General features: G+C 71.7%; 19 protein-coding genes. 15 read left to right on the plus strand and 4 right to left on the minus strand.

From position 1 onward, the window contains the following. Nucleotides 1-53: 53 nt before the first annotated feature. Nucleotides 54-584, minus strand: coding sequence for a DUF4240 domain-containing protein (locus NGF19_RS16560; protein WP_252425694.1), 531 nt, complete (start codon nucleotides 582-584; stop codon nucleotides 54-56). A gap of 252 nt (nucleotides 585-836) precedes the next feature. Here NGF19_RS16560 and NGF19_RS16565 point away from each other — a divergent pair, with 252 nt between their 5' ends. Beyond that, nucleotides 837-1607 carry an SDR family NAD(P)-dependent oxidoreductase gene (locus tag NGF19_RS16565; RefSeq protein ID WP_252425695.1) on the plus strand — a complete coding sequence of 257 codons (771 nt, stop codon included), beginning with the start codon at nucleotides 837-839 and terminating at the stop codon, nucleotides 1605-1607. Nucleotides 1608-1643: 36 nt separating this feature from the next. Here the strand turns inward: NGF19_RS16565 and NGF19_RS16570 are convergent, their stop codons facing one another. Further along, a complete protein-coding gene (locus tag NGF19_RS16570; RefSeq protein ID WP_252425696.1) occupies nucleotides 1644-1961 on the minus strand; it encodes a DUF6059 family protein in 318 nt (105 codons plus the stop codon). Between the two features lie 221 nt (nucleotides 1962-2182). Here NGF19_RS16570 and NGF19_RS16575 point away from each other — a divergent pair, with 221 nt between their 5' ends. From NGF19_RS16575 to NGF19_RS16590, 4 genes are all read left to right on the plus strand, one after another. Further along, nucleotides 2183-2983, plus strand: a complete 801-nt coding sequence (locus tag NGF19_RS16575; protein WP_252425697.1) for an AfsR/SARP family transcriptional regulator — start codon at nucleotides 2183-2185, stop codon at nucleotides 2981-2983. Nucleotides 2984-3061: 78 nt separating this feature from the next. Next, nucleotides 3062-3835, plus strand: a complete 774-nt coding sequence (locus tag NGF19_RS16580) for a thioesterase II family protein (protein WP_252425698.1) — start codon at nucleotides 3062-3064, stop codon at nucleotides 3833-3835. Between the two features lie 16 nt (nucleotides 3836-3851). Then, the gene (locus tag NGF19_RS16585) at nucleotides 3852-4307 is read left to right on the plus strand and encodes a DUF4260 family protein (protein ID WP_252425699.1); all 456 of its coding nucleotides are present in this window, start codon (nucleotides 3852-3854) and stop codon (nucleotides 4305-4307) included. A 103-nt stretch (nucleotides 4308-4410) separates the two neighbouring features. Next, nucleotides 4411-5646 carry a cytochrome P450 gene (locus NGF19_RS16590; RefSeq protein WP_252425700.1) on the plus strand — a complete coding sequence of 412 codons (1236 nt, stop codon included), beginning with the start codon at nucleotides 4411-4413 and terminating at the stop codon, nucleotides 5644-5646. A gap of 74 nt (nucleotides 5647-5720) precedes the next feature. Here NGF19_RS16590 and NGF19_RS16595 read toward each other — a convergent pair whose 3' ends face one another. Further along, nucleotides 5721-6980 (minus strand): FAD-dependent oxidoreductase, encoded by a 1260-nt coding sequence (locus tag NGF19_RS16595; protein ID WP_252425701.1) that lies wholly within the window; start codon nucleotides 6978-6980, stop codon nucleotides 5721-5723. A gap of 224 nt (nucleotides 6981-7204) precedes the next feature. Between NGF19_RS16595 and NGF19_RS16600 the strand changes: the two genes are divergently transcribed. The 10 genes from NGF19_RS16600 (at nucleotide 7205) to NGF19_RS16645 (ending at nucleotide 21172) form a co-directional block, all read left to right on the plus strand. Beyond that, nucleotides 7205-9139: an HAD-IIIC family phosphatase gene (locus tag NGF19_RS16600; RefSeq protein WP_252425702.1), complete on the plus strand. Its 1935-nt coding sequence runs from the start codon at nucleotides 7205-7207 to the stop codon at nucleotides 9137-9139. Between the two features lie 163 nt (nucleotides 9140-9302). Further along, nucleotides 9303-11108, plus strand: coding sequence for a fatty acyl-AMP ligase (locus tag NGF19_RS16605; protein WP_252425703.1), 1806 nt, complete (start codon nucleotides 9303-9305; stop codon nucleotides 11106-11108). A gap of 1 nt (nucleotide 11109) precedes the next feature. Beyond that, nucleotides 11110-12912 (plus strand): acyl-CoA dehydrogenase family protein, encoded by a 1803-nt coding sequence (locus NGF19_RS16610; protein ID WP_252425704.1) that lies wholly within the window; start codon nucleotides 11110-11112, stop codon nucleotides 12910-12912. Then, complete coding sequence (locus NGF19_RS16615) at nucleotides 12906-14696, plus strand: acyl-CoA dehydrogenase family protein (RefSeq protein ID WP_252425705.1); 1791 nt, start codon at nucleotides 12906-12908, stop codon at nucleotides 14694-14696. Before NGF19_RS16610 ends, NGF19_RS16615 begins: the two co-directional genes overlap by 7 nt. Nucleotides 14697-14821: 125 nt before the next feature. Continuing rightward, complete coding sequence (locus NGF19_RS16620) at nucleotides 14822-15109, plus strand: acyl carrier protein (protein WP_252425706.1); 288 nt, start codon at nucleotides 14822-14824, stop codon at nucleotides 15107-15109. Continuing rightward, the gene (locus tag NGF19_RS16625) at nucleotides 15109-18240 is read left to right on the plus strand and encodes a type I polyketide synthase (protein ID WP_252425707.1); all 3132 of its coding nucleotides are present in this window, start codon (nucleotides 15109-15111) and stop codon (nucleotides 18238-18240) included. Before NGF19_RS16620 ends, NGF19_RS16625 begins: the two co-directional genes overlap by 1 nt. Next, a complete protein-coding gene (locus NGF19_RS16630) occupies nucleotides 18237-19259 on the plus strand; it encodes a 3-oxoacyl-ACP synthase III family protein (protein WP_252425708.1) in 1023 nt (340 codons plus the stop codon). Before NGF19_RS16625 ends, NGF19_RS16630 begins: the two co-directional genes overlap by 4 nt. Continuing rightward, nucleotides 19256-19528: an acyl carrier protein gene (locus NGF19_RS16635; RefSeq protein WP_252425709.1), complete on the plus strand. Its 273-nt coding sequence runs from the start codon at nucleotides 19256-19258 to the stop codon at nucleotides 19526-19528. The genes NGF19_RS16630 and NGF19_RS16635 overlap by 4 nt, the downstream gene beginning before the upstream one ends. After that, complete coding sequence (locus NGF19_RS16640; protein ID WP_252425710.1) at nucleotides 19525-20385, plus strand: 2-oxo acid dehydrogenase subunit E2; 861 nt, start codon at nucleotides 19525-19527, stop codon at nucleotides 20383-20385. Before NGF19_RS16635 ends, NGF19_RS16640 begins: the two co-directional genes overlap by 4 nt. Further along, complete coding sequence (locus NGF19_RS16645; RefSeq protein WP_252425711.1) at nucleotides 20342-21172, plus strand: 4'-phosphopantetheinyl transferase family protein; 831 nt, start codon at nucleotides 20342-20344, stop codon at nucleotides 21170-21172. Before NGF19_RS16640 ends, NGF19_RS16645 begins: the two co-directional genes overlap by 44 nt. Here the strand turns inward: NGF19_RS16645 and NGF19_RS16650 are convergent. After that, entirely contained in the window at nucleotides 21146-23890 is a 2745-nt protein-coding gene (locus tag NGF19_RS16650; RefSeq protein WP_252425712.1) for an AfsR/SARP family transcriptional regulator, read from the minus strand. The genes NGF19_RS16645 and NGF19_RS16650 overlap by 27 nt on opposite strands. Between the last annotated feature and the right edge of the window lie 16 nt (nucleotides 23891-23906).

Below are 23906 nucleotides of genomic sequence, written 5' to 3' on the forward strand. Positions count from 1 at the left end.
CCTCGTCAGCAGTGAGCCCCCGTGATGTGGCCTTGCCCTGACCGAGTCCTCGGTTACTCCAGGTAGAGAGCTGCCAAGCAGGGCAGTCGGCGTGTCATTTCGCTGCGGTCGTCGAAGTCGAAGTTCCAACCTGGGTCCAACTTCGGGTATTTGACGGTGAAGTCAGGTACCTGCTTGCCGGTTGCCCTGACATGTGCGGTCCATGCGATGCCCAGCATGTCCTCGCAATCGAGGTCACTTCCGTCGGCTGCTGACGCTCGCACGGTGGGTAGTTCGGCGAGGGCGTCGGGGGCGGCGACTGCGCGCTCGAAGACCTCGCGCCCCTGCGCGATCAACCAGCCGCGGAAGTAGTCGAACCCGTCGTCGGAACACCCGCCGTTGATCACGTAGGCGGCGGCCCACAGGGGATTCGTGTACGAGTCGGCCATCAGGTCCCACAACACCTGCTGAGCGGCAGCGATCTCCTCGGCCGGGAGTGCGACCAGCAGTGAGGTTGCCCGGTGGGCGACCGCTTCTGCGTCGTCCGGGTCGGTCGCCTGGGCGCGGGCCGCGTCGATGAGGTGCCAGAACTGCTCTCTGTCCATGGCGCCAGAGCATGCCACCTGGCACTGACATCGCACCGGTCGGCGGGACGATGCGGTGGTCGTCGTTCGCGTGACCGGGTCAGGTCTGACCCGGGTCGTTGTCGCAACCGCCGTCCGGAGCCGGGCCGTTGCTCTTGCCGAAGCACACATCACCGGGGCAGTATCACGGCGGTAGGACCGCGGTGGCTCTGTTCCTGGCCCGCATGTCCGTTCGGCAGCCGGGCGTACGTCTTCGGAAGCGATGTGGTCTGTATGGATGGGCAGTTACTGGCAGGGAAGGTGGCTCTGATCACCGGTGCGGCATCCGGGATCGGCGCGTCCACGGCGAAGCTCATGGCACATCACGGGGCGCGGGTGGCCCTCGCGGACGTCGATCTGAAAGGCGTGGCGGAGAACGCCGCCGCGATAGCGGAGAACGGCGGGCAGGCGCTCGCCGTCGAAGCCGATGTACGTGACGGCCAGTGTGTCGCCGAGATGGTCAAGAGGACCGTCGAACGATTCGGCCGCCTCGACTGCTGCGTCAACAACGCCGGTATCGACGGATCGGCCAGCCCCCTCCATGAGTACACCGAAGAGAACTGGCGTGACGTCCTGGAGGTCAACCTCACGGGCGTGTGGCTCTGCCTCAAGCACGAGATCTCCTACATGCTCGAACAGGGCGTGACGGGCTCCATCGTGAACACCGCGTCCGCCGCGGGACTTGTCGGTCTCCCGCTCGGTGTGTCGGGCTACGTCGCGTCGAAGCACGGAGTCGTCGGTCTCACCCGTGCGGCAGCACTGGAGTACGTCCGCCAGGGCATACGCGTCAACGCCATCTGTCCGGGTGCCGTCCGCACGCCGATGCTGGACGATGCCATCACATCGGGAATGACCACCGAGGCAGAACTGTCGTCGATGCAGCCGATAGGCAGGCTCGCAGCCCCGCGTGAGGTCGCCGAAGCAGCGGTGTGGCTGTGCGCGGATGCCTCGTCGTTCGTCACCGGCCAGGCTCTGGCCGTGGACGGAGGCTGGACGGTCCAGTGACCAGTGGAGCCCGACATGCGCTCGGTGGCGGACACCTCACCTTCGTTCCGGGTCGATGCCGAGTGACGCCCACAGCTCCCGCTCGACCTCGCTCGGCGGGGTGGTGCAGCGTCGCTCCGGGTGTCCGGCCGGGGGCCCCTGGTTCCTGTCACCGTCTTGGTGCGGGTCGTGCCCGGCTCTCGGCGACCGGGCCTCCCGTGGAGCGCGGTCGGATCCGGAATCGGCGCCGGGGTCGGGGTCGGGACCGTAGAGGCCCGGCGGCAGGCTGATGGCGAAGTAGGCGGCCGAGCCGAGGTGGACGAGCAGCCTCGTCACGATGGCGTCGGCCCTGCTGAGCCAGCACCTCAGCCTCATGCCGCCCTCCTCTGCCAGGTGGTCCCGAGGCCGTCCCACGACGCGCCCCCTTCGAGCGCTCATGGTCACCGCTCGGCCTGAAGCGCCGCTTGAGCCCCGCCTGTGCGGCATGAGAATTTCATGTCCCGAGGGGGTCGATTTCCCGGCCGGAATCATGATCGGTTAAGTGCCGCTGTAGGCGACAACGTGTCAATATCCCGGCAAGCGGAAGGAGTAGTGGCATGGAGATCGGCGTTCTCGGGCCGCTCGTGGTCAGGATCGACGGCACTTCCGTGGTGCCGAGCGCGGCCAAGCCGCGCCAGATGCTCGCGCTGCTGGCGGTCAACGCGGGCTGGGGTGTGAAGGTGACGACCTTGACGGAGGAGCTGTGGGACTCGAGTCCACCCAGCGGACCCGCGGGTGTGGTGCAGACCTATGTCAAGCAGTTACGCCGGGCCATCGCCCTTGCCCTGGGACCGGAACACGAGTACGCGCCCAAAGAGGTGCTGAGCCGCAGCTATGCCGGGTACGCGCTGAACATGCCCGTGCCCGTCATGGAGGCCGACCTCTTCGAGCAGCTCACCGGCCGCGGGTTGCGGGCCCTGGCCGACGGCGACGACGCGACGGCCTCGAAGCTGCTGGGCGAGGCACTCGCCATGTGGCGCGGGCCGGCCCTCGCCGACGTACGCATCGGCCCCGCGCTGCGCGTCGAACTGCTGCGGCTGGAGGAGGCGCGGCGCTCCGCGCTGGAGGGGCGGATCACCGCCGATCTACGGCTCGGCAGACACACCGAGGTGATCGGCGAACTCCTCGCACTCACCGAGCGTTTCCCGCTCCAGGAGAGCCTGCACGCACTGTTGATGCTGGCGCTCTACCGAAGCGGACGCTCATGGCAGGCGCTCGAGACGTTCCGAAAGCTACGCGCGTCGACCGCTCAGGAGCTGGGCATAGAACCTTCGCTGCGTGTCCAGCGGCTGCACCGGGCGATCCTGGCCGCCGACCCCCGACTCGACCTGGACACACCGAGTTTGGCGGCGTTTTAGCGGTCTCCGCCACCCTGGGACCACGGACCCGACCGACCCGCTCACCCCTGGACGGAACCGAGACGGAGCGACAGCGACATGACGCGATACCTGTCCCGGAGGCGCCCGCACGACGGACCGGACCCCGCGACACGGCTGTTCTGCTTCCCCTACGCGGGCGGCGGAGCCTCGGCGTACCGGCAGTGGCAGCGCACCCTCGATGCCCTCGGCGCCGGAGTCCGGGTGCTGCCCGTCCAACTGCCGGGCCGGGAGGGGCGGTTCGACGAACCCAGGTTCACCGATCTGGACGCCCTCATCGACGACATGGACGCACAGCTCGACGAGGAGTTGTCGAAGCCTCACCTCTTCTACGGGCACAGCATGGGGGCGCTCATCGCGTACTCGCTCGCGCGGCGGCGGCAACAGCGCGGGACGGCCCTGCCCAGGGCGCTGATACTGAGCGCCTACCGAGGTCCGCATCTGCCCGCCCCGGTGTTCGCCGACCCGGACACCGGGGACGAGGAACTCGTCGCTGCCCTGGCGGCACTCGGCGGCATCCCGCGGACGCTGCTCGACCACCCCGACTTCCTCTCCGCGCTGCTCCCGGTGGTCCGCGACGACCTCCGGCTGTGCGTCGGCAGCACCGCCGCGCACACCGAGCCGCTACGGGTACCCCTGCACCTGTTCGCGGGGCGCGAGGACCGGCTGGTCACCTTCGCCGAGGTGCTCTCCTGGCGTCGGCACGCGGGGCGCGGCTTCGATGTGCGTACGATGCCCGGCGGACACTTCTTCCTCAGGTCGCACGAAGACGAGTTCCTGCGTGAACTCGCCTCCCTGGCACGCGAGTACGCCACCGAGCGGGTCGTGGCGTAACGAAGGAGCACGTCCCGTGACACACGACGCCGCACATGACGACGCCGCACATGACGGCGTGCAGCACGACGGCGCGCAGGGCGCCATCAGGAGTTCGGCCTCGCGGCAAGTCCGCGTCGCCTGGGGGCTGTTGTCCGCCCTGCTGCTGATCTGGGTGGTGTTCGAGGCGGTGAAGTACGGCGGTTGGGCGATCGTCGCGGCGATCGCCGGTGTCATCGCACCCGACCTGTCCTTCTTCGCCGGTGGCCGGGGCCCGCACCAGCACGGCCAACTGCCCCGCAGGGCCGTCCCGTTCTACAACCTCCTGCACCGTGTCCCCGTCGCCCTCGCCGTCACGCTCACCTGTCTGATCCCCGACGCCCCAGCCGTCGCCGTCCCTCTGTTCACCTTCGGCCTGGCCTGGATGCAGCACATCGCCTCCGACCGCGCACTCGGCTACGGCCTGCGTACCGCCGACGGCTGGCAGCGCTGACCGAGGCGTACGACAGGGCGCTTTGCCCCCGCGCAAGCCCATGCTGCGAGGCTCGACGAGCCAGACAAGTAACCGCTGAGCACCTGCTTGCCGGAGGGAACGCATGAACACGACGGACACGACGCACAGCGGGCCGCAGACCGGCCAACCCCTGCTGAACTACCCGTTCCACCGCCCCTCCGCCGTCGAAGTACCCCCCGTCTACGAGGAGTTGCGGGCCACGTGCCCCGTCGCCCACGTCCGGCTGCCCAGCGGTGACGAGGGCTATGTGGTGACCCGCTACGACGATGTGCGCACCGTTCTCGCCGACGCCAGGTTCAGCCGGGCCGCCACCATCGCCCCCGACGCCCCGCAGCTCACCACGACACCTCCCGTGCCCGGCAGCCTGTTCACCACGGACGCGCCCGAGCACACCCGGCTGCGCAGGCTCGTCTCACGGGAGTTCACCGCCCGCCGTGTGCAGAACATGCGTCCCCGGATCCAGGAACTCACCGACGCACTTCTGGACGACATCGAGAAGCTCGACGGACCGGTCGACCTCAACACGGCACTGGCCTTCCCGCTGCCGGTGATGGTGATCTGCGAACTCCTCGGTGTGCCCTTCGAGGACCGTGACCGATTCCGTGACTGGTCGGACGCCTTCGTCTCGCTGACCGCGCACACCCCGGAGGAGACCGCGGCCAAGCGCCAGCAGATGATCGAGTACCTGGCGGCACTGGTCCAGCGCAAGCGGGAGGAGCCGACGGACGACCTGATGGGGGCGCTCGTCGCCGCCCACGACGAAGAGGGCAGCCTCAACGAGTACGAGCTGATCGTCATGGCGGCGACCATCCTCGTCGCCGGTCACGAGACCACCGTCAGCATGATCGGCAAGACCGTGCTGACCCTGCTGCGCCACCCGGAACACATGGCCGCGCTGCGGGAACGCCCCGAGATGCTCGACCACGCCATCGAGGAACTGCTGCGCGTCAACCCGATCGGTGACGGCGGCCCGCTGCGCATCACCTTGGAGGACGTCGAGGTCGGCGGGACCGTCATCCCCAAGGGCAGCGCGGTCCTGGCGGCGGTCTGCTCCGCCAACCAGGACCCCGCGCGCTTCCCCGGCGCCACCCCGAACGAGTTCGACCCCGCACGGCCCGAGGCCGTCCACCACGTCGCGTTCGGCCATGGTCCGCACTTCTGCGTGGGCGCTGCGCTGGCCAGGGCGGAGCTGCAGATCGTCATCTCCTCGCTGCTGAACCGCTTCCCCGGCCTGCGGCTCGCGGAGGACGTCGAGGCCCTGGAGCTGACGACGGGGATGATGGTGCACGGCCTGACCCGGTTGCCCGTCACCTGGTGACAGGCCGGACCGGTGTGTTCCCGCCTCTCATCGAGGGCGGGAACACACCGGTCATATACGGGGAGTGGGCACTGTCAAACGCGGGTGCTGGGTGACTGCGCCGCCACGACGTGCGGTCCGGGCTTCTGCAACTGGAAGTACGCGCCCCCCAGCACCCTCTCCTTCAGCCGCTGGCTCCGGTCGACCACCCGGTACAGCGAGCGGCGCAGGACACCGCCGGCGCCGTGCAGGGCGAACAGCCGCTCCTGCCGCAGTTGCAGACCGCGCGACCTGCCGACCGAGGCCTCCCGTGCCCGCTGGAACCGCTCGCTCGCCCGCAGCAGCGCCGCCGCGTCCCCGCCCTCGTCGAACGCCTCGCGCACCAGAGGGGCCAGCGTCACCGCGTCGATGATCGCGTGATTGACGCCCTGCCCGAGGATCGGCGTCAGTGTGTGCGCCGCGTCGCCGATCAGGACCAGGCCCGGCATGGACCAGCGCGGCACCAGCGTCGTGAAGATGTCCAGCATCGAGGTGTCCGACCAGGAGCGGATCTCGCCGCGCACCGACCCGGCCAGCTCGGGGGCGAGCCGGTCCAGCCGCTCGTACAGCGCGGGCAGCCCCTGGGCCCGCAGTTGCTTCAGCCCGCCCTTGGGGATGTTGAACCCGACGCGCACACTGTCCGGGTGGGTCGGGATGAACAGCCCGTGCTGGTCGCCGCGGATCCGGATGCGATACGTACGGTCGTCCCACTCGGCCGGGAACGGCAGCTTCAGCCACACCACGTCCCGGTCCAACGGCAGCTTCGTGTACGGCAGTCGCGACATCTCGCGGACCTTGCTGAACCGGCCGTCCGCCGCCACGGTGAGCGCCGCGCGCACCGTGATCTCGCCGTCCGGGGTGCGCGCCGCGACCCCCGTGACCGGGCCGCTCCCGCCGTCCGCGCGCAGCAGCCGGGTGGCCGTCGCCCGGCGCACCAGGGTGAAGTGCTCCGCGTGCTCCTTCTGCCCGAGGTCCGCCAGGGCCGACAGCAGCGCCGGTTGCGGCATCTCCACCGGGTAGGGGTGCGGGTAGGGGAAGCGGCGGAAGTCGGCGCGCAGCACCGTGCTGCCGGAGTCGGTGATCTCCATCCCGTGCATCTGCTGGTAGGTGCCGTCCAGCCGGTCGAGGACGCCCAGCTTGTCGAGCAGCCACACCGAGTCGGGGGAGACCGACTCGCCCCGGAAGGACCGGTCGAAGTGAACGCTCTGTTCCAGGACCACGACGGAGACCGAACGCTTGGCGAGTTCCACGGCCAGTGTGAGCCCCGCCGGACCTCCTCCGACCACACACACCTCTGCGGTCAGCTCAGTTGTCATCGTCAGCGCTGCCTTTCCGGAAGGAGTCATCCTGCGCCGATGGTCGGCAGCCCGCCTAAAGCAGCCCTTGCGGACGGTCCGGTCCCCGACGGTCCCCGATGGTCCCCGACGGTGCGCGCGGCCCGGCGCGCACAGGCACGCACCGGGGCGCAAGCACGTCTTTAGCACCGGACCCCAGGCTCCGCAGTGCCCGCCCGCCCCGTTGTCAGAGAGGCGAACAGACCGTGAGCACAGCAGTGACGACGTCCGCCCCGGAGGGCGCCGGACCCGTCGGCCCCCTCGACCGGCTGCGTACGCTGTACGTCGAGAGACGGCTCGTCTCCGCGTACCCGGAGGTTCCCGGACTGCTCGCCGAACTGGCCCAGTGCGACGACGGGTTCACGCACCTCGCGCGCGCGGGTCGGCTGCTCGCCAAGCTCGCTCCCGAGGACATCGCGAAGCGGCACCCCAGCGCCTTACCCGCCACCGTCGCCGTCACCGGACACGGCACGCTCGACGGGCTGACCGCACCGCTCACTGCGGAACTCGCCCGCCACGGTGTCCCGTTGCGCCTCCGTGCCGGTGACCACGACGCGTGGCTGCGCGATCTCCAGGACACCGGCAGCCAGTTGTACGCCCCCGGCACCGAACTCGCCCTGTGCGTGCTCGACGCCCAGATCGTCTTCGACGAACTGCCCCTGCCCTGGGGCCCGGAGGACGTCGCCCGGACGGCCGCCGCCAAGCTCGGACTTCTCGACGCGCTCGCCACCCGCTACGACGAACACGGCGCCGGGACGCTCGTACTCAACACCCTGCCGCTGCTGCCCCAGCACACGAACCAGCTCCTCGACCACCGCTCGCGTACGGAACTCTCCATCGCCTGGCGGGAGTTCAACGCGAAGCTGCTGCGGCTCGCCCTCGCCCATCCCCGGCTGCACGTCATCGACCTGGAGCCGCTGGTCGCCGAGGGCGGACCGGTGCGTGACGCACGGCTCGCCGCCTACGCCACGGTGCACCTGGGGGAGGACGTGCTCGCCAGGTACGCGCGTCAGGCGGCCCATCTGTTGCGGACGTCGCGCGGCAACGCGAAGAAGGTTCTCGTCCTGGATCTCGACAACACCCTCTGGGACGGCATCCTCGGCGACGACGGACCCGACGGCATCGCCGCCGCCACCACCTACCGCGGTGAGGCCTTCGGCCGGTTCCAGCGGGTGGTCAAGCAGATCGGCAGCCAGGGCGTGCTGCTCGCGGTGTGCAGCAAGAACGACCCCGAGCCGGTCCTCGACGTGCTCCGCACCCACCCCGACATGACCCTGCGCGACGCCGACTTCGTCCGGATCAGCGCCGGTTGGGAACCCAAGGACGGCGCCATCCGGGACATCGCCGCCCGGCTCGACCTCGCCACCGACAGCTTCGTCTTCGTGGACGACTCGCCCTTCGAACGCGGCCTCGTCGCCTCCTCGCTCCCCGAGATCGCCCTGATCGGGATCGACGAGGAACCGGCCCTGCACATCGACCGGTTGCTCGCCGACGGCTGGTTCGACGTACGGGAACTGACCACCGAGGACCGGGGCCGCGCCGCGCAGTACCGCCAGGAGGCCGACCGGCAGGACCTCCAGCGGGCCACCGGCTCGATGGAGGAGTATCTGCGCGCCCTCGATGTGAGGGTCGAAGTCGCCCCGGTCCGCGACCACGAAGTGGCCCGGGTCGCCCAGATGACCCTGCGCACCAACCAGTTCAATCTCACCACTCGTCGGCTCCAGCCGCCCGACGTCCGCGAACGCCTCGATACGCCGGGCCACTTGGTGCTGGCCGTACGCTCCCGCGACCGCTTCGGTGACAACGGGGTCGTCGGAGCGCTCTTCGCGCACCGGGAGGACACGTCCCTGCGCATCGACAACATGGTGCTCAGTTGCCGGGTCTTCGCCCGCGGTATCGAACAGGCCGCCCTCGCCGCGCTGTTGGAGCACGCTCTGGACTCGGGCGCGGCGGAGGTACGCGCGAGCTACCGGCCCACCGCCAAGAACCACAAGGTGCGCGACTTCTACCCGTCACTCGGATTCGAGCAGACCGCCGAACGAGCGGACACCACTGTCGAGTTCACCCATGCGCTCACCCAACTGCCCGAAGCACCAGGGCATGTGACCCTCGACGCGGACTTCCCCGACCGCGCCCGATGAGCTGAGCCCCCACCCTCGGGGGAGCCCTGGTGACCAGCACGCACCTGTGCCACCGGCCGGGAACGCACAAGCGTCTCCTTAGCGCCCCGGACGACGATCGTGATGTCAGAACAACCTGTGCCGGCGCCACGCCAGCGGATCTCGGAGAGGTCAGGGAACGACGTTGACGAACTTCCGAACCTTCACGGAACTGGTTCTGGAGCGCACCGACGCCCGCAGCGCCGCGGATGCCTTCATCTTCCTGCCCGACGACGCCCGTGGCTCGGTGCCGCAGCACCTCACGTTCTCCGGGCTCGACCGGGAGGCGCGGCGGATCGCGTCCTGGCTCCAGGAGCGCGGAGCCGCGGGCCGCCAGGTCCTCCTGCTCTTCCCACCCGGCCTGGACTTCGTCAAGGCGTTCACCGCCTGCCTGTACGCCGGAGCCGTGGCCGTGCCCGGACCGCTGCCCGCCGAGCAGGGCCAGCACTTCGCCCGCGTCTCCGGCATGCTGCGCGATGCCGAGGCGTGCGCCGTACTCACCGACGCGGTCAACGCCCCCGGGATCTCCGCCTGGTTGGCGACGGAGGGCTTCACCGACGTACTGTGCCTGGCCACCGACGATCCGGACCGGGGCGACGCGAACGCCTGGTACCCGCCCCTGCTCGCTCCCGAGAGCCCGGCCTTCCTGCAGTACACGTCCGGCTCGACCAGCGACCCCAAGGGCGTCGTGGTCTCGCACCGCAACCTGCTCGCCAACGAGGCGGCGATCCAGCGGTCGATCGGCACCGACACGACGACCGTGTGCGGCGGCTGGCTGCCCTTCTACCACGACATGGGTCTGATCGGACACATACTCCACCCGCTCTACCTCGGCGTCCCCACGGTCCTGATGACACCCTTCGCCTTCCTCAAACACCCCGCCCGCTGGCTGCGGATGATCAGTGACTACGGAGTCACGGCCAGCGGCGGCCCCAACTTCGCCTACGACCTGTGCGTGCGCAGGGTCACCGACGAACAGCTCGGGACGCTCGACCTGTCCTCCTGGACGACCGCGTGCAACGGAGCCGAACCGATCAGGGCCGAGACGTTCCGCGCCTTCACCGAGCGCTTCGCGCCCGCCGGATTCCGCCCCGAGCAGTTCTTCCCCTGCTACGGCATGGCCGAGACGACCCTCTTGGTCTCGGGCATCCCACGCACCGCGGGCCCCCGCGTGCTCGATGTCGACGCCGCGGCCTTCGAGCGCGGCGAACTGGCCGACCCGCGCGAGGGCGCCCCCACCCGCTCCCTCGTCAGCAGCGGGATCGCGCGGGACTTCGACATCCGCATCGTCGACCCGGAGAGCAAGGTCGAGAAGCCCGGCGGACACATCGGCGAGATCTGGATCAAGGGCGACAGCGTCGCCTCCGGCTACTGGAAGCGGCCTCGGACCAACAAGGAGATCTTCGACGCGGCGATCTGTGACGGCACGGGCGGACAGGACGGCGGCGGCTGGCTGCGCACCGGAGACATGGGTGTGCTCCAGGACGGACAGCTCTATGTCACCGGCCGGCTCAAGGAGATGGTCATCCTGGCGGGCCGCAACCTCTACCCACAGGACATCGAACGTGCCGTCCAGTCCAAGGACAAGGCCTTCGGCGCCGGTGCGGGCGCCGTCTTCTCCGTCGAGACCGACCGCGAACACCTGGTGGCCGTCCAGGAGATCCGCCCCGGCAACGTCACCGGCGACCTGCGCGCCCTCGCCGCCACCGTCCAGGCGTGCGTCAGCAAGGAGTTCAGCGTCCCCGCCGGCAACGTCCTGCTCGTACGCCCCGGAACCGTCCGCAAGACCACCAGCGGCAAGATCCAGCGGACCCTGATGCGCAAGCTCTTCCTGGAGGGCCGCATCACGGCACTGTACGAGGTCCTGGAGCCGGCCGTCCGCGCCGTCGTCGCCCCCACCGAGGCCGCCGACGCGACCGGCGGCAAGCAGCCCCTGGAAGCGGTGGTCTGACATGGACCACGCACCGTACCGACGCGCCGAGGAGTTCGACCGCTTCCTCGGTGACCCCGACGACCCCGACGAGGTCTTCTCCTACGCGCGGTGCGCGGATCTCGACGAGCGGGAGGAGTTCCCCGCCGACATCTGCCGCCGCTTCCAGGAGTGGGGCCTGCCCGACCAGTACGTACCGGTCGAACACGGGGGCGGACTGCGCGACTACGAGCAGGTGCTCCAGCTCATCCGCACCGTCGCCCGCCGCGATCTGACCTGTGCCGTCGGCCACGGCAAGACCTACCTCGGCGGAGTGTGCGTCTGGGTGGCCGGTTCCGCGGAGCAGGGTGCTCGCCTCGGCGCCGACATCATGGCCGGGGTCCCGGTGGCCCTCGGGCTCACCGAACGCGCCCACGGCAGCGACCTGTTGGCCGGTGAGGTACGTACCGACGACACGACGGCGGACACCGGGGACCACTGGCTGGTCAGCGGCGAGAAGTGGCTGATCAACAACGCCACCCGGGGGTCGTTGCTGTCGCTGCTGACCCGTACGCGTCCGGAGGCGGGCCCGCGCGGCTTCAGCGTCCTCCTCGTGGACAAGCGCCGACTCGACACGGACACCTACCGCCACCTCCCCAAGATCCGTACCCACGGCATCCGTGGCGCCGACATCTCCGGTATCGCCTTCGACGGCGCCCGGGTGCCGCGCGGTGCCCTCGTCGGGGAGGAAGGCGCCGGTCTGGAGATCGTGCTGAAGGCGCTCCAGCTCACCCGCACCATGTGCGCGGCCCTGTCGCTCGGCGCCGGCGACCACGGGCTCCGGCTCGGCCTGGACTTCGCCGAGCAACGCGAGCTGTACGGACGGCGGTTGATCGATCTCCCGCAGGCCCGGCACGTGCTCACCGGCGCCGCCGCCGACGTCCTGCTGCACGAGGCGGTCGCCCTGGTCGCCGCCCGTGCCGTGCAGACCCAGACCGCGGAACTCGGTGTCACCGCGGCCGTGACCAAGTACCTGCTGCCCACCGGCACCGACCAGGTCCTCGCCGACCTGGCCGGGCTGCTCGGCGCCCGCGCCTTCCTCAAGAGCGGTCACCCCTACGGCCGGTTCCAGAAGGTCGCGCGCGACCACCGCCTGGTCGGGCTCTTCGACGGCAACACCCTGGTCAACCTCAACTCCCTGATCAACCAGTTCCGTTCACTGGCCCGAGGCTTCCGGCGCGGCACCGGTGACACCGCGGGCAGCGACACCGCCTGCGACCTCGGCGCCCCCCTGCCGCCCCTGGACCCCGCGAAGCTGTCCCTGGTCGCCCGGCACGGCAGCGGAGTGATGGCGCGGCTCGCGTCCTGCGTCGAGGAGGTCACCCGGCGTGCGGGGCCGAACCCCGCGCTCGCCCCGGTGGCCGAGGCCGCGCGGCGGCTGTTCGCCGTCACCACCGCGGTGCACGCGGACATGGAGGAGTACCAGGGTGCGCTCACCGACGTCCCGCCCGCCGCCTTCGAGGTCGCGCGCCGCTACACCCTGTGCTGGGCGGGAGCTGCCTGCCTCGGGCTGTGGACCCGCAGCGTCGACCAGGTGCGCGACGACCCCCGCACCGGGCCGCTGTGGCGCGACGGCCTGTGGCTGCACACCGCCCTGGACCGGCTGCTGGTCCGCCTCGGCGAACCGGCGGCGGCCGACCGGGAGACATACGAAGCACTGCTCGGCACCCTGCGGGCGGCCCGCTCCTCGGGGCGGCTGTTCTCCCTGCTGCCCCAACAAGGCCCCGAACGGCCGCCGTTGACGCCCGGTGCGGTCACCGGAGACAGGGAGAGGACACCATGCTGACCGGCACGGAGCCCGAGAGCACGCACGCGACGACCGCCGCCACACCGGACGGCCGGGGCGCACCGGGACAGGAGGCGCGCGCGGCGGCCCGCGTGGCCGAAGTGGACCGAAGGCTCGGCGACCCCACCGACGAACGCAACGAACTCTCCTACGCCCGACTGGTCGAGGCGGACGAGGCCGGTGAACTCTGCGCGGCGGGCGAGCGCGCCCTGGACGAACTGAGGCTCGGCGCCGACTTCGTACCGGGTGCCGAGGGCGGGAGCCTGGAACGGCTGGACACCTTGGTCCGGGTCATGCGGCAGGTGTTCCGCCGGGACGTCGCCCTCGGCCTCGGCTACGGCGTGACCTCCTTCATGGCCGCCGTGAACGTCTGGACCTCCGGTGACGCCGCGCAGCGCGCACGCCTCGCACGGATCCTCACCGACGGTGGCAAGGTCTCGGTCGCCTACCACGAACTCGCGCACGGCAACGACTTCACACGCAACGAGTTCGCGGCCCGCCCCGCCGAGGAAGGCGGGTATCTGCTCAGCGGCGCCAAACAGGTCATCAACAACGCCGGACGCGCCGACGCCTGGGTCCTGTTCAGCCGCACCGACCCCGCACCCGGCAGTCGCAGCCACTCCGTGCTCTTCGTCGAGCGCGCGGGACTCGACACGGACACCTGGCAGGTCCTGCCCCGCTACGACACCGTCGGTGTGCGCGGCTGCCATCTGTCCGGACTCCGGTTCGACCACACCCGCGTACCCGCCGCGTCCCTCGTCGGCGCCGCCGGGCAGGGAGTCGACACCGCCCTGCGCGCCTTCCAGCTCACCCGGGCCGCGCTCCCCGGCATGGCGGTCGGCACCACCGACACGGCCCTGCGGACCGTGGTGTGCTTCGCACTCGGCCGACGGCTCTACCGCAGGTCCGTCATGGAGATCCCGCACGCCACGGCCACCCTGTCCGGGGCCTTCGTCGACCTCCTCACCTGTGACAGCCTCTCCCTGGCCGCGACCCGGGCCGTGCACCTGCTCCCCGAGCAGACCAGCGTCCTCGCCGCCGCCACCAAGTACCTCGTGCCGAAGCTGCTCACCGACACCCTGCACGACCTCTCCATCGTGCTCGGCGCCCGCTTCTACCTCCGCGACGGTGAACACGGCATCTTCCAGAAGCACCTCCGCGACCTGCCGGTGCTCAGCCTCGGCCACGCGGGCTCCGCCGCCTGCCAGGCCACGATCATCCCCCAACTGTCCCGGCTCGCCCGGCGCTCCTGGTTCCACGACGAACCCGCCCCCGCCGAACTCTTCCGGCCCCACGCGGAGTTGCCGGAGATCCCCTTCGACCGGCTCGCCCTGACCGGCGGACGGGACGGGCTCAGCGCCACCCTGGTCGCCGCCGCGGACACCCCGCCTGCTGCCACAGGCGAAGAACGAGCCGTCCAAGGGCTCGTCGCGACGTTGGTGGACGAACTGCGTCAGGTCCAGGAGGCGAGCCGCGCGCTCGCGCCCGAGGACCGCACGGCGCTCGCGGGCCCCGCCGCCTTCGCCCTCGCCGACCGGTACGCCCTCCTGCTCGCGGCGTCCTCGGCCATCGGCGTCCGGCAGCAGGCGCTGCGTGACGGCAGTGACGCGTTCCTCGCCGACCCCGCCTGGCTCGCCGCCGCCCTGCACCGGATCGCCCGGCGGCTCGGGCGGCGGCCCGCCGCGCTCCCGGCGTCCGTGGACGCCCGGGTGCACGAGGAAGTACTGCGCAGATTCCACGCCCGCGGCAGCTACGACCTGTACGACACCCCGCTCGTCGGCTGACGGACACCGGCCCCGGACCAGGCCCCCGGACCAGGTCCCCACGGACACCGGCCCGCCCGCGACAGCCACCGGACGACGACATCACGACCGCAAGCGAAACAGCTCACCCCGCCGAGGAGTGCCCCATGCCCGTTCCGACCACCGCACCCACCACCGAGTCGTTGACCACATGGTTGGCCGAGCGCATCGCCCTCTACCTCACGCGGCAGCCCGCCGAGATCGACCCGGACGTGCCCCTCGCGGAGTACGGCCTCGACTCCGTCGCCGCGCTCAGCCTGTGCGGAGACATCGAGGACGACTTCGACCTCGTGATCGAGCCGACCGCCGCCTGGGACTACCCGACCGTCCACGCGCTCGCCGGCCACCTCATGGCGGAGTTCGCCGCGGACACCGCGCAGGGCGGCGGCGCCTGATGGAGCCCATCGCCATCGTCGGCATCGACTGCAGATTCCCGGGGGCGCCCGACACCGGCGCCTACTGGGACCTGCTGATGCGCGGCGCGGACGGGGTGGGTCAGGTGCCCCGGCAGCGGTGGGACGCCAAGGAGTTCTACGCGCGAGCCGGGGACGCCGGGCACGCCAACACCACCGAGGGCGGCTTCATCGCCGACCCGGACGCCTTCGACCACGAGTTCTTCACCGTCTCGCCGCGCGAAGCCGCCGCCATGGACCCGCAACAGCGGCTGCTGCTCCAGTCCGCGTGGCGGGCCGTCGAGGACGCGGGGATCGCGCCACGGACCCTCGCCGCCACCCCGACCGGCGTCTTCGTCGGCATCATGGGCAACGAGTGGGCACATCTGCACCTCACCGACTACGGCAACGTCACCCCGCAGACCGGCTCCGGGAACGGCTACTGCATGACGGCCAACCGGATCTCGTACCACCTCGATCTGAAGGGCCCCAGCCTCGCCGTCGACACCGCCTGCTCCTCGTCGCTGGTCGCCACGCATCTCGCGGTCAACGCACTGCTGTCCGAGGAGTGCGACCACGCACTCGTCGGCGGCGTCAACGTGGCCCTCACCCCCGCCCTGTCGATCTTCTACACCCAGGCCGGGCTCTCCGCACCCGACGGGCGCTGCAAGCCCTTCAGCTCCGCGGCCGACGGCATCGGCCGCGGCGAGGGCGTCGGCGTCGTCGTACTGCGCAGACTGCGGGACGCGCTCGCCGACGGCCAACGCGTCTACGCCGTCATCCGCGGCACCGCCGTCAACCAGGACGGCCGCAGCAACGGGCTGACCGCGCCCAACCGTTGGGCCCAGCAGGACGTACTCGCCGCCGCGTACCGCAGGGCGCGCGTCGAACCCGCCGACGTGGTCTTCACCGAGGCGCACGGCACCGGCACCGGCCTCGGCGACATGATGGAGGTCAAGGCACTCGGCCACCACCACGCGAGCCGCGCCGACACACCCATGGCGCTCGGCTCGGTCAAGGGCAACATCGGCCACACCGAGGGTGCCGCCGGGATCGCGGGACTGATCAAGGTCGCCCTCTCCCTGCACCACCGCGTGGTCCCCGCCAGCCGGTTCGCGGCCAAGGAGAACAGACAACTCGCCCTGCGCGACCACGGGTTGCGACTCCTCAAGGCACCGCTGCGCCTGCCTCCCGGCCCCACGGTCGCCGGACTCAGCAGCTTCGGCATGGGCGGCACCAACGCCCACGCCGTCCTGGAGTCCGCGCCCGCGCCCGCCGCGCGCCCCCGACCGGCCCACCGCGCCACCCCGAGCGGCATCGGCGCCGCCGTCTTCACCCTCACCGCGCCGAACACCGAGGCGCTGCGCCGCAACCTGCTGACCCAGGCGGACGCGGCGGCGGCCCGCCGGGTACCACTGGGCCCGTTGGCCAGGTCCGGCAACCGCGTCAAGGCCGGCCACCGGCACCGCTTCGCGACCACCGCCACCGACACCGCCGAACTCGTCGCCGCACTGCGCGAGTCGGCCGCCGACCCCGCTCTGCTGGCCCGGCTCACCGGCAGCCCCACCGCCCGGCCGCGCATCGCGTTCCTGTTCGGCGGACAGGGCTCGCAGTACCCCCGGATGACCGCCGCACTGTACGAACAGTCCCCGCTGTACCGGCACTTCCTCGACGAGGCCGACGCCGCGCTGCTGCCGCACACCGGGCGGTCCGTACGCGACCTGCTCCTCGCGGGCGACGAGGCGGTCCACCGCACCCGATGGACGCAGCCCGCGCTGTTCGCCGTCGGCTACGCCCTCGGCCGGACCCTGACGGAACTCGGCGCACACCCCGCCATGCTTCTGGGCCACAGCGTCGGCGAGTTCGCCGCCGCCGTCCTGGCACGGGCGCTCCCGCTGGACGGCGCCGCCCGACTGGTCGCCGCGCGCGGCGCGCTGATGCAGGAACTCCCCACAGGCGGCGGCATGTTGGCCGTCCGGGTCGCCCAAGAGGACCTGGCGGCGCGGATCGAGCGGGAACCCCTGATCGGCCTCGCCGCGGTCAACGGCCCCACGTCCACGGTGCTCTCCGGCGACCTGGACGCCCTGGAACGGATCGGCGCCGAGATCGCGGCCGAGGGAGTCACCACCCGCAGACTCCAGGTCTCGCACGCCTTCCACTCACCGCTGATGCGGCCCGTGCTGGCCCGCTTCGCGACGATCGCCACCGAGGTCGGCGGGGGAGTACCCGAGATCCCCGTGTACTCGACCGTACGCGGCCGGGTGCTCGACGGCGAGGCGATGGGAGCGTCGTACTGGGTGGAACACATCGGCGCCACCGTGCTGTTCGGCGACGCGGCCACCGCGCTCCTCGCCGACGGCCCGACCCACCTGGTGGAGATCGGCGCCCGGCCGGTGCTCTGCGGGATGGTGCGCCGTCTCGACGGCCGTGCCCCCGGCACGGGTCCGGCCCCTGTCCTGCCGGTGCGTGGCCCCGAGTCCGGCGGCCGGGAACTCGCCGAGGCCCTCGCCGAGTTGTACCGGGGCGGTGTGGAACCCGACTGGGACGCCGTGTACGCACCCGAGGAACGCGTTCCGCATGCGCTGCCGCCGTACACCTTCTCGACGGAACACCGCTTCTGGTCGAGGAATCCGGTACGGGCTCCGGGAGCGGTCGCCGCCCCGGCGGACGAGCCGGTCGCCCCGGTGTTCGTACCGCGTCAGCAGCCGCGGACCGCCCGCGCGCTCGATCTGCCGGGCAGTGCGGCGGACCCGGTCGCGGACGCCGTCCTCGACGCCGTCCGGCTGGTCGGCGGCTACACCGACGCCGAAGTCGGCCCCCACGACCGGCTCTACGAGGATCTCGGCTTCGACTCCGTCATGATCATGGAACTCAAGAACCGGCTGGAGGACCGGCTCACCGGCATCGGCACCCTCACGGTCCAGGACCTGCTGCCCCGGCTCTCCTCGGTCGGCGACCTCATCACGTTCCTGCGTGAACTCGGCGCCGCCGCACCGGACTTCGCGAGCCTCGGGGACATGGAGGAGATCGGCGGCATGGCGGAGACCGGTGACATGGAGGAGATCGGGGACATGGCGGAGATCGGCGGCATGGCGGAGAACCGAGCACTCAGGCAAGAGGAGAGGACCGCATGACCACCCCGACGACCTGTCTGGCCTCCGTCGGCACCGCACTGCCCGGCGACCCCGTGGACAACGCCACCCTGGCCAAGGTGCTCGGCATCAACGAGGACTGGATGGAGGTCTTCATCGGTACCAGGACGCGCTACTTCGCCCGGGACCTCGGCACCGGAGAGGTCCGCTGGTCGCTCGCCGACCTGTGCGCGCAGGCCGCCGAGAAGGCACTCGCCGCCCCGGACACCGACCCGGCCGAGATCGAGTTCATCGTCCTCGGCACGGCCACCCCCGACACCCTGATGCCCGCCACCGTCAACCAGGTCGCCGACCAGCTCGGCCTGGACCAACTGCCCACCTTCCAGCTCCAGTCCGGCTGCGCCGGAGCGGTACAGGCCCTGGACGTAGCCCGGTCGATGATCGCCTCCGGCCGGTTCCGTACCGGTCTCGTCATGGGCGGCGACGTGTGCAGCAAGCACCTCGACCTCCAGCGCGACCTGTCCGCCGCCGCCCCCGGCGACCTCGTCAACCACGTCCTGTTCGGCGACGGCGCGGGCGCCGCCGTCCTCACCGACGAGCCGCGCGGTCAGCGACTCGCGCTGCGCCATGTCCTCAACCGCTTCACCGGGCTGGGCCGTGAGCCGGGTCAGATCATCGAGTGGTTCGGGCTCGCCGACCGCCATGACGACCGGCAGGCCCTCATCGAGGACTACAAGGCCATCGAGGAGTCCGTGCCCGTCATGGCCGTCGAGATCCTCTGGGAGATCCTCGGTGAACTCGACTGGGGCGCCGAGCAGTTGGACTATCTGCTGCCACCCCAGTTGTCCGGCCGGATGACCCGCCGCATCACCGAGGAGCTCGACGTGCCGACCGCGCGCGACATCTCGTGCGTCGCGGACACCGGTAACAACGGGAACGCCCTGCCCTTCCTGCAGATCGAGAAGCTGCTGGAGCGGATGTCCTGCGGCGAGCGGGCCCTCGCGGTCGCCGTCGAGTCCAGCAAGTGGATCAAGGCCGGCTTCGCCCTGGAGAAGATATGAGCATCGACAGCACCGCCCCCGCCCCCGTACCCGCTACGGGTGGTCTCGACCTCGACGCCTACGTCCGGCTCGTCAACGACGAGGTCGGCATGCCGCTCGCACCCGACCAGGTGGCCTGCGACTTCGACGAACTCCCCGAGTGGGACTCGCTGTACCTCCTCAAGCTCGTCACCACCCTGGAACTCGCCCTCGGCCGCAGGGTCCCGGTCGCCGAAGTCCTGCAGGCCCGCAGCCTCGGCGAGATCTACGAACTGGCGGTGAGCGGGTGACCCCCACCACCGTCGTCGAACGGCGCCGCCGCCACACCCTGTACTTCCTGGAGTGGGCGGCGGCCCAGCGGCCCGTGCACCTCGACACCGACATCGACATGACCCGCGTCCAGGCGCACCGCGCCGCCGCCCGCGACAACGGCCGCCGCTATGCGGTGGTCAGCTATCTGCTGTACGCCGCAGGGCGGGTCCTCGACCGTCACCCGCAGGCCAACGCCGCCATGGCCCCCGGCTGGCCCGGACTGCTGCGGCGCCCGAGAACCGTCCGCTTCGACGGCGTCACCGCCAAACTCGCCCTGGACCGGCCCGTCGAGGGCGAACGCACCGTACTCTCGGCGCGCGTTCCCGGACTGGAGGCGGCGAGCCTGCGCGAGATCCAGGAACGCGTCGACCGCTACCGGGGCGAACAGGCCGCCGAACTGCCCGAGTTCAGGGGCGTCCGCACGCTCGGCAGACTTCCGGTCCCGCTCGGCAGGGCCGCCTTCGCCGCGGCACTGCGCGATCCCCGTAGGCGGGCCGGTGTGTTCGGCACCGTCTCGGTCAGCTCGCTCGGCCACCGCAGCGTCGACGGCTTCCACTCGGCCGGTGGCACAGCCGTGACCCTCTGCGCGGGCCGCGTCGTGGACCGGGCGGTCGTGCGCGACGGCGTCGTGGTGCCCGCGCCCGTGATGCGGCTCGGCCTCACCTTCGACCACCGGGTGATCGACGGCGCGACCGCCGCCGATGTGCTCTCCGATCTCCGCCACACGCTGGAGGCCTTCGATGACGGCACCTGGGGGCAGGACCCCGGGCCGGACTCTCGGGAAGCCGCTCGTGCTCTCCGGACCGTCGGCGGACTGGAGCGGCGTACGCGCTGACCTGCGTCGGCACGGGGCCGCGGTGGTCTGCGCCCGCCCGGACGACTGGCGAACGGAGCAGGCGGGCGGGCCACGGTTGCGCGCACTCCTGGGCCACGACTGGGAGCGCTACCGCGCACTGACGCACCCACTGGTCCGTACCCGGTTCGCCGCCTCCCGCCTCCTGCTGAAGTCCGCCGCCGCAGCCGCGCTCGGCGTACGACCCGAGGCCGTCGAACTCGGCTACAGCCTCACCGGACGCCCCGGCCTGCGCGGCTACGACGGCCTGGACATCAGCCTCAGCCACACCGACGACCTGCTGCTGGTCGGCCTGGCCGGCGGCGCCACCATCGGCGTCGATGCCGAGCGCGGCGACCGCGCCCTGTACGGGCCGGGGCTGGGCCGGCACCTGTGCACCCCGTACGAGAGGGAGCGGATCGAGGCCCTGCCGGCCGCCGAACGCAACCCCGCCGTGCTCCGCCTGTGGACGCTGAAGGAGGCCTACACCAAGGCCCTCGGACTCGGCCTGCTGTTCCGCTTCACCGACTTCGGCTTCAGCCCGGACCGGGCGCCCACGGACGTGCTGCGCCCCGACGGCACCCCCGCCACGGTCGGCGCCTGGGCCTTCCACTCCCTGTCGGTCGCGGACCACACCCTCGCCGTCGCCGTACGCGACGCGGGCTTCGGCCACGCGACGGACACGACGACGGCCACCGCACTCGACCCGGCTCTCGTGGACGCCCTGACCAGGGCACCGGGGGAGGAGGAACCGGCGGGATCCTCACCCGGCGCGCTGGACCGGCCGTGACGGGAGGAAGAGCCAGATCCCGGGCCGGACTTCGAGCGGGACCGAGGACACGGCCGCCGACCGGCCCGACGCGAGCGCCGTACGGAGGGCGGACGCCGTGCGCCGCGCGTACTCGGTCCAGCGGTGGTCACCGGCGGAGCGCGCCGCGCTCGCGCACTCCTCCAGGCGGGCGAGCGCCTCCTCGTGGCGGCCCTCGCGCTGGGCCACCAGCGCCAGCCCGCGCAGCGCCTCGGCCGAGCCCCGCGCGTCGTCGTCCGACCGGCTCACCGACAGGGCGTGTTCGTAGGCCCGTTCGGCCTGCGCCGTCCGCCCCATGCCGAGGAGCACGTCCGCCTCGGCGGACAGACAGCGGCCCGCCGCCGTCCGGTCGCCGTGGCGGGTGAACAGATGCCAGGCGAGGCGGTACCGGTCGAGCGCCGACGACGTCCGACGGCGCTGCCAGGCCAGGTCGCCGAGGGAGCGCAGGATCACGGCCTCCGCGTGGACGTCACCGGACCGGCGGGCCGCGTCCAGCGCGAGGTCGTGCGTCGCCTCCCACTCGTCCCACAGGGCGCCCGCCTCGTAGTAGCCCGCCGCGGCCGAGGCCAACGAGCAGCACAGACTCCACAACCCGTGCGCGTGGGCCTGCCGTACGGCTTCCGACAGGCCCGCGGACTCCTCCTGGAACCACCGCAGCGGCGCGCCGCCGACCACCTCCGCACCGGAGAGCGCGGTCATGGCCAGGGGCTCGGCCTTGTCGGCGAGCCGGTCCCGGCCGGGCGCCAGCCGCGCGTCCGCGTGCCGGGCCAGGGCCAGGAAGGCACGGCACGACCGCTCCACGGCCGCGGGTCCTTCCTGCGGAGACTCCTGCGCCAGCACCTCGAGGGACAGCGAACGCAGCAGCGCGTGGAAGCCGTAGCGCACCGGGGTCAGCCGCCCCGGCCGCCGCCGCGCCTCCAGCAGATGAGCCCGTACCAGCTCCTCGGTGAGCCGCTCGGCCTCCGTCCGGTCCGTGGCGAGCAGCGCCGCCGCGCTCCACAGGGCGAAGTCGGGCAGTGCGGCCAGCCCGAGGATCCGGAAGGCGTGCCGGGCCTCCTCGCCCACGTCGAGGTAGGCGGTCAGCAGACTGCTGCGTACGTCGAGGTCGCCCAGCGACAGCGCGGCCAGCCGGGTCCGCTCGTCGCGCAGCCGTTGGGCGAGCCCGGCGGCCGTCCAGTGCGGGCGGGCCGCGAGCCCGGCGGCGGCCACCCGAAGGGCCAGTGGGAGTCGGCCGCAGAGCCGGGCGATCTCCTTCGCCGCCTCCGGGTCGTCCCGCATCCGCTGCCCGCCGCATGCCGCGAGCAGGGCCTCGGCCTCCTGTGCGGAGAGCACGTCGAGGGCAAGCTGCCGTACGCTCTCCAGCGCCCCGAGCACCTGACGGCTCGTCACCAGCACCGTACTGTCCGGCACGGCCGACAGCACCGGCCGGATCTGGGCCTCCGAGGCGGCGTCGTCCAGGACGATGAGCATCTTGCGGCCCTCGGTGCGCCGGTGCAGCAGTTCCGCGAGTTCCGCCTCGGACAGCGGCAGCGGATCCGCGCCGGAGTCCGTTCCCGCCGCTGCTCCTGCCCGCGGCCCGCGCAGTCGGCGCAGCAGCGTCGCCAGGGCGGCCCTCGGCTCGACGGGCCGCCCGCCCGCGTCCCGCAACGTCACGAGGACCCGTCCGTCGGGGAACCGGTCTCCGGCGTCATGGGCCAGTCGCACGGCCAGCGCCGTCTTCCCCGCGCCCGCCCGGCCCGACAGCACCAGCACCTTGTTCCGTACCGATGGATCGGACGCCAACAGCCGCTCTCCGTAGGCGAGTTGGCCCTTGCGCCCGGTGAAGTCCGACACGGCGGGCGGCAGCCACACCGTGGGCCCCGTGTCCCGGCCGCCTTCCGCGGCCCTGCCGGATCCGCCGACGCCGGATCCGCCGACGGGAGTGAGCCGGTGCGCGGGCTCGCGGTGCCAGGCCAGCGAGGGGTCGGAGGCCAGGACCCGCTCCAGCAGCCTGCTCAACACCGGGCCCGGCTCCACCCCCAGTTCGTCGATCAGCGACCGCCGCGCCTGGTGATAGACCTGGAGGGCGTCGGACTGCCGACCGCAACGGTAGAGCGCCACCATCAGATGGCAGTGCAGCGTCTCCCGGAGCGGATGTTCGTGCGCCAGGGCCATCAGCTCACCGACCAGTTCCTGGTGCAGCCCGAGCCGCAGTTCGGCGGAGATCCGCTGTTCCAGCACCTCCGCGCGCAGTTCGTTCAGTCTGATCGCGGAGGTCTCCAGCGAGGGCCCGTGCGGCACGCCCGACAGCGCGGGCCCCGTCCACAGCCCGAGCGCGCGGCTCAGCGCCTGCGCGGCGGCCCCGTACTCGCGGCGGCCGTACGCGGCCCGGCCCTCGGCGCGCAGCGACTCGAAGACGGTCAGATCCAGGTCCTCCGGGGCGATCCGCATCAGATAGCCGGGCGGCCGGGTCAGCAGCGGCTGCACCGGTCCCGTCTCCACCGCGGCCTCGCCGCTGTCCGCCAGCAGGGCCTTGCGCAGTTGGGACACATACACCTGGAGGGTGGTGGTGGCCGTGCGCGGTGGCTCCGCGCCCCACAACTCGTCGATCAGGGCATGGGTCGACACCACCGTGTTGCTCTGCACCAACAAGGTGGCCAGGACCGCGCGCGGCTTGGCCGCGGACGGCGTACGAGGGGTCATGCGCACGGGGCCGAGCACGCGGTATCTCATCGCG

This window comes from Streptomyces macrolidinus, assembly GCF_023887685.1.
In the GTDB taxonomy this organism is placed as follows: domain Bacteria; phylum Actinomycetota; class Actinomycetes; order Streptomycetales; family Streptomycetaceae; genus Streptomyces; species Streptomyces macrolidinus.